Source organism: Mailhella massiliensis (assembly GCF_020741395.1).
Lineage (GTDB): Bacteria > Desulfobacterota > Desulfovibrionia > Desulfovibrionales > Desulfovibrionaceae > Mailhella > Mailhella massiliensis_A.
The window spans coordinates 1-5157 of sequence record NZ_DYZA01000088.1 but is presented as its reverse complement, the minus strand read 5'-3'; the positions used below and the strand labels follow the sequence as shown (position 1 = coordinate 5157).

The window sequence follows — 5157 nt, the reverse complement described above, 5'->3', positions numbered from 1 at the left end:
GGAGTTTTCCGAAATAATCGCGCATGGCTGATACCTTTCCCGTTATATATGTTCTTCCACCAGGCCGCACAGGATATGGCCGAGGGTAATGTGCATTTCCTGGATATGGTTGGTTTCCCGGGAGGGCACGGCGATGCAGATATCGGCAAGCTCCTTCATCTTCCCGCCGCCTTCGCCGGTGAAGGCCACGGTCGTCACGCCCATGGCGCGGGCCAGTTCAAAGGCAAGCAGCACGTTTTTGCTGTTGCCGCTGGTGGAAAGGCCGATGAGTACGTCGCCTTTCTGCCCCAGGCCCTCAAGCTGGCGGCGGAAGATATCGTCGTAGCCGTAGTCGTTGCCTATGGCGGTGATGTTGGAGGTGTCCACCGTGAGGGAGAGCGCAGCCATGGCGCGGCGCTCCTTTTTGTAGCGGCCCACGAGTTCGGCGGCCAGGTGCTGGGCCTGGGCCGCGGAGCCGCCGTTGCCGCAGAACAAGATCTTGTTTCCGTTTTTCAGGGCAGTGGTGCAGGTCCGGACGATTTTTTCCACATCTCCCGCCGAATCCTTGAGCTTTTCCATGCTGCTTATAATGGAGGAAAGTTCGTTTATGATGCTCTGCTGCATAGTGCCTCCAGCAAGGATGCGTTGTTTTCCACCTGATGCCACACCATTTCCGGCGTCAGTTTTTCAAGGCATCGGCAGTTGTCGAAATCCCGGGAGCAGCGGGTCTGCCAGCTGCGCGTCAGCCATTCGCACGGCGTACAGAAGGGAGCGCGCAGATTGAGGTTTTCCGCATAGCCGTAAAATTCCGGGTCCGTGGGCCCGAAAAAAACCAGGGAAGGGCGGCCGCACAGGACATGACGCAGATGCATGCCGCCCCCTTCCGAACAGATATGAAGCCGCGACTCCTGCAAAAGGCGCGCAAACTGCGGAAAGGTGGTTTTCCCGCGAAGGTCCGCATCGACGGAAAGGGCGCTTTCCTGTTCATGCCCCACCTGAACAAGCGTCATCTCGGGGAAACGACGGCGCAGAAGGGCGAGAAGGGCGTTGTAGCTTGCCGTGCTCCACAGCTTGGTGGAAGAGGGGCAGTCGCCCGTCCCCCGGTGTACGGTGATGAAGGGCCGCCCGGCAGGAAGCTCCGGCAGGGGAGCGTCGACAGGCGCTGCCGGGCGCGGAGGTTCCGTTGCTTCAAGCCCTCCCGCGAGGAAGGGCAGGGAACGCCGCCGGCAGCCGTGCAGCCTTCCGAAGGCGAGGATGGGGCCCATGAAATTTTCCTGCATCCTGAACCAGAGAGGTTCGCGCTTCTGCATTTCTTCCAGCGATTCCAGCCAGGCCCTGAGCCGGGGGGAGGCGGTACTGTCCAGCCGTGCGCGGTTTACGGAGACGACGGAGGGGATGAGCAGGCAGTACAGCACAAGGTCGCAGTCTTCATCCGGCATTTCCGTGCCGATCCTGCGGGCCGGGATGCCGCTTCCGGTTATGCCCGCGTCAAAGACCTCCGGGTAGTTTGTGCATATGTCGAGCTGCATGGGGCCGCATTGCCGGAAAAACTCGCGGATGAAATGCGCGTTGACGATAGTGTCGCCCAGGCCTCCGTCCAGAAGAAAGGCGATTTTCGGCAGGGGGCCGGACGCGTTTTTTCCCCTGTCCTTTCCGGCGCTGAACACATGCATGAGGCCCCACAGCCCTATCTGCCACGACGCGCGCACAGGCTGCCCGGCCCAGTGGCGCCGGCAGTGTTCCACATAGTTGTGGGCATGGTCGAAAAAGTCGAAGGAGCGTTTCACTGCGGCTGACCCTTGATGCGGCTGACCAGAGAGGTGGTGGAATAGCCTTCCATGCGTTCCAGCGCCACGGCTTTTCCGCCGCAGCTCTCCACGAAGCGGCCTTCGGGCCAGCGGTCGAGGGAATAGCCCTCCTTCAGGATCACGTCCGGCCTGATCGCCTCCACGAGGGGCAGGGCGGTATCCTCGTTGAAAAGGACGACGAAATCGACCATTTCCAGCGAGGCCAGCAGGAGGGAGCGGCTTTTTTCATCCTGAACGGGGCGGCTTTCGCCTTTCAGCCTTCTGACGGAAGCGTCGGTGTTCAGCCCGACAATGAACAGGTCGCAGTATTCCCTGGCCTGCATGAAGGAAGAAAGATGCCCGTAGTGGAGAAGGTCGAAACAGCCGTTGGTGAAGCCGACCTTTTTGCCCGCCGCCCGGGCTTCGGAGGCAACGGCCTGCGCCTCTTCGCGGGAGATGATTTTCCGCTTCACCTTCCAGGCCGGGCCGTTGGAGGAACTTTCGCGCCGGGAGAGGGCGCTTTTCAGCTCCGCTCCCGTCACGGTGGCGGTGCCCACCTTGCCCACGACAATGCCTGCGGCCGTGTTGGCCAGCTTCATGGCGTCCTTTACCTCGGCGCCTGCGGCGAGGGCCGCGCCCAGCACGGAAAGGCAGGTATCGCCCGCGCCGGAAACGTCGCAGACTTCCTTTCCTTCCGTGGAAATATGCAGGAGCGTGTCGGGCTTTGCGGAAGACACGAAGGCCATGCCGTGCTCGCTCAGCGTGATGATGAGGTTTTCCATGTGGAACTTCGAGAACAGCATGCCTGCCGCGCGCAGAAGCTCGTCTTCAAAATCCTCGGCTTCCGGCCGGCAGGTGATGCCGGTGGCGAGGGAAAGTTCCTTGAGGTTGGGCTTGACGAGGAACGCGCCGGCATATCTGGCATAGTCGTTGCCCTTGGGGTCGACAAGAACCTTTTTGCCGTTTTCCCGGGCGAGGGAGATGATGCGGCGGCAGTTTTCCGGGGCGAGCACGCCTTTCAGGTAGTCGGAAAGGAGGATGACGTCGGCCTGGGCCATGAGCGTTTCAAGCGTCTGCTCCGTCTGCGGGTCGGCAAAAAGGTCGATGGAGAACTTTTTTTCCGAATCGATGCGGATGATATGATTATTTCCGGCAATGATGCGCGTCTTCTCAATGGTGGGCACGCCCCGGGAATGGAGAAAAAGCGTGCGGTCGGCAAGGCGGCCGAGCGTTTCGCGCACGAAACGGCCTGCCTCGTCCTCGCCGAGGACGCATACGGCGTTCACACGGCAGCCGAGAGCGGCACAGTTGGCGACCACATTCCCCGCCCCGCCGAGCATCTTTTTTTCACCGAGGGAGTTGAAGACCGGCACGGGCGCTTCGGGGGAGATGCGGTTGATATCGCCGTAGACGAAGTGATCGAGCATCATGTCGCCGATGCAGAGAATATTCACCTGGGGGAACAAGTCGATATAGGAAGATAACATCATAGGGAATTCCTTTTATTTGTCACAAGTTCCATGGTCTTTGTCATGTACTGCCCCATGATGCAGCGCAGTTCCGGGTTCTGTATGCCCATGTTCATGAGAAAATTCGCGAAGCTGTGGCGCAGGTCGGCAAGGCGCAGGTCCGGGCGGCCGAGCCTTTCCCGCAGGCGGCGCCAGGTATAGTGCAGAGAGGAGATCGGGGTGCCGTGGGAAGAGGGAAAAAGCCACGGACAGTTGTCTTTCCTTTCCAGGGAGCGGATGAAGCGCCGGGCTTCCCTGTTGAGGGGGATGAGCCTGTCGCGGCCGGTGAAGGTGCGGCTCGTGGAAAGCACGCCCCGGGCAAGATCCACGTCTTCCCATCGGGCATACAGGATTTCCGACTTCCTGGCCCCGGTGAGCAGCATGAGGCGTATGGCCCGGGCGCCCGGGCTGTCGGGCTGCTCGTCCAGCAGACGCATGAGTTTCAGCGCCTCTTCCATGGAGAGAAGCGCGGGGCGGCGCGGCGCTTTCTTCACGCACGCGGCATGCCTGAACGTCTCATCGCTTTCCAGGATATGCCAGCGCACGGCGCAGTTGAGCATGTACTTGACCAGCCAGAAAATACGGCAGCAGGAAGAGGAGGACAGGCCGGAGGCTTCCAGGCGGGAAAGCCAGCCCCTGAGCGTGCCCTCGGTAATTTCCCCGAGCGGAAGGCCGCCCAGGTAAGGCAGTACATGCAGCTTCAGATAACGCTGATCCGTCTTCCAGCTGCGCTTGTGCTCACGGGCAAAGGGCAGATACCGCTCCGCAGCGAAGCCTTCAAAGGTCGGAGAGCTCTCCGGCCGGTCAGGGGGAAAACCGGTTGTTCTGTTCGTTGCCATGAGCCGCCTCGACTGCCCGAAAGGTGTACCTTTCGGACAGAGATAAAATAATGCTGTCAGTCGTGATTCGTGTAGCAAATAACTTAAAAAAAAGCCAGTAGAAATTAGATTCCTCTCACCATGGGGAGCGTATCGCGCAAGCATGTTTTTGCAGGGAGCGCAGGCGGCGGGGTATCGTTGGCTTTTTCTGCGGCGGACACGGGCTTGCTCCGCTAAAGGCGGGGGGATTTTCGCTCTGCCGCTGCGTCGAAGGGCACGGTTTTTTTTGAAAAGGAAAGGCGCGACAGTCCGGGATTTGCCGGGCCGTTTTGCGTGAACTGCGGCTGGAATAATAACTGACAGAATATTTAGGCCCGTCGTTCAGCATGTGCCCTCAGCCTCAAAAGGGAGACGCCGTTTTTCTCACGGCTTTTTGGGGCCGGGAGCGGGCAGCGCGGGGCCTTCCCCTGCGTTCATGGCGGAGGGGGAAGCTCTGGGACGGAGGGCGGATCTTGCGGGGCAGTTCCGACCGGGAGCGGGGCGGGAAGGGGCGTTCATGGGTAGGGAACTTTCTTCTTCGGCGAAAGGGGGCTTGTTCCCGAGCTTCATGGCGGCGCAAGGGTAAAAAAGAGGCGCGAAGATGCGTTCAAGACTCCCACTGAAGGATGGGCGGCGCTTGCTGAACCTCCTTGAAAAGGCGTCAAAGGGCGCCTTGCCCATGAATGAACCGGTGTCCGAATTTCAGGAGCGATTGCCGAAAGACATTTTCAAGGCCGCAAAGGAAGCTGATGGAGCATTTCGCTCCAGAAAATTAGCGGCTGCTGGAAAGGATATTCAACACTATTGGGATGCCGGACACGGGCACATGTCCAATGAAGAGATAGAAGATCTTGTTGAGTCTCTCACTACCGGTAAGGACAGGTTCTATGTGCGCGCCAATAAACCCTATGCTGGAAACGTAGCCAACTTGGGGAATATGACTGGTGGAAGAGGCGCTTTGCGTCCTTCTGAAGAGTTCACCTATCTCCACCAAGTGAATCCCATAAGCAATAAACGGCTCCTCAA

The 5157-nt window shown here is 59.6% G+C and carries 5 protein-coding genes; 1 reads left to right on the top strand and 4 read right to left on the bottom strand.

Annotation, left to right across the window (positions count from 1 at the left end; translation table 11 throughout):
* Window positions 1–42 precede the first annotated feature (42 nt).
* Genes gmhA through K8W16_RS04725 form a run of 4 tightly spaced genes read right to left on the bottom strand, consistent with a single transcriptional unit; the run spans window position 43 to window position 4113 of the window.
* Entirely contained in the window at window positions 43–603 is a 561-nt protein-coding gene (gene gmhA / locus K8W16_RS04740) for a D-sedoheptulose 7-phosphate isomerase (RefSeq protein WP_304121573.1), read from the bottom strand.
* Window positions 585–1766, bottom strand: coding sequence for a glycosyltransferase family 9 protein (locus tag K8W16_RS04735; RefSeq protein ID WP_304121571.1), 1182 nt, complete (start codon window positions 1764–1766; stop codon window positions 585–587). The genes gmhA and K8W16_RS04735 overlap by 19 nt, the downstream gene beginning before the upstream one ends.
* A complete protein-coding gene (locus K8W16_RS04730) occupies window positions 1763–3256 on the bottom strand; it encodes a bifunctional heptose 7-phosphate kinase/heptose 1-phosphate adenyltransferase (RefSeq protein ID WP_304121570.1) in 1494 nt (497 codons plus the stop codon). Before K8W16_RS04730 ends, K8W16_RS04735 begins: the two co-directional genes overlap by 4 nt.
* Window positions 3253–4113, bottom strand: a complete 861-nt coding sequence (locus tag K8W16_RS04725; RefSeq protein WP_304121568.1) for a site-specific integrase — start codon at window positions 4111–4113, stop codon at window positions 3253–3255. The genes K8W16_RS04730 and K8W16_RS04725 overlap by 4 nt, the downstream gene beginning before the upstream one ends.
* Before the next feature lie 655 nt (window positions 4114–4768).
* On the opposite strand from K8W16_RS04725, the gene K8W16_RS04720 reads away from it, so the two are divergent.
* Window positions 4769–5157, top strand: a 389-nt coding sequence (locus K8W16_RS04720) for a hypothetical protein (protein ID WP_304121566.1), incomplete at its 3' end; no start/stop codon positions are given.